This is a genomic window from Methylobacterium sp. WL12 (assembly GCF_008039475.1).
Classification (GTDB): domain Bacteria; phylum Pseudomonadota; class Alphaproteobacteria; order Rhizobiales; family Beijerinckiaceae; genus Methylobacterium; species Methylobacterium cerastii.
This window is the reverse complement of sequence record NZ_VRUW01000220.1, coordinates 1-931: the sequence shown is the minus strand read 5'-3', so window position 1 is coordinate 931 and position 931 is coordinate 1. Positions and strand designations below refer to the sequence as shown.

At 63.5% G+C, this 931-nt stretch carries 1 protein-coding gene; it reads right to left on the bottom strand.

Features of this window, described 5'->3' with window-relative positions:
* Positions 1-875: IS481 family transposase (locus FV226_RS27600; protein ID WP_147765416.1), on the bottom strand; the 875-nt coding region annotated here is incomplete at its 3' end.
* Positions 876-931: the final 56 nt, after the last annotated feature.

The following is a 931-nucleotide window of genomic DNA, read 5'->3' as shown; positions in this document are numbered from 1 at the left end:
CGGCCAAAATTGTAGGCGCTGACGAAGTCGGCCAGATGGGCGCGGAGCTTGTCGTGGCTGTCATAGTGGTAACGCTTGACCGTCGCGTCCTTGATCGTGCGGTTCATTCGCTCGACCTGACCGTTGGTCCAGGGATGGCGCGGCTTGGTCAGGCGATGGTCGATATCGTTTCGGGCGCAGGCGGACTCAAAGCTGTGGGCTCGGAAGGTCTCTCCGGCCTCGATCGCCTCCTTGATGATGGATGCGGCCGAGGCAACGTTGCCGGGTGTCGTGAAGTGGGTGCCGTTGTCGGTGAGCACCGTGTGCACCTTGTAGGGCACGGCCTCGATGAGATGGCGGAGGAAGTCACCCGCAACCCGCCGTGTCGCCTTCTCATGAAGCTCAACGAAGGCGAACTTGGTCGTGCGGTCGATGGCGACGAGCAGGTAGAGCCGCCCTTCCGCCGTGTGAACCTCGGCCAGATCAATGTGGAAGTAGCCGAGCGGGTAGGCCTTGAAGCGCGAGCGCTTGGGCTTGTCGCCGTCGACCTCCGGCAATCGGCTGATGCCGTGGCGCTGCAGGCAACGATGCAGCGACGAGCGGGTCAGGTGCGGGATCGTGGCCTGGAGCGCGTAGAGGCAGTCGTCGAGGGGCAGGAGCGTGTGACGACGAAAGGCGACGACAATCGCTTCCTGCTCGGGTGACAACACCGTCGAGCGAGGATCCTTCGGCCCCGTGCGCTGGTCGGCGACCGAGGTCCGCTGCCGCCACTTGGCGACCGTCTTCTGGTTGATCCCGTAGCGCTTCGAGAGGGCCCTCAGGCTCGCTTGACTATGCTGGATCGCTCGACGGATCGCCTCAGTCGTCGTGGCGCTGCCGTGAAGAACTTGGCCCATAGCTCATCCCTCCACTCCGACGTGAAGACTGCACCATCAAACCCTGGGATCAAACA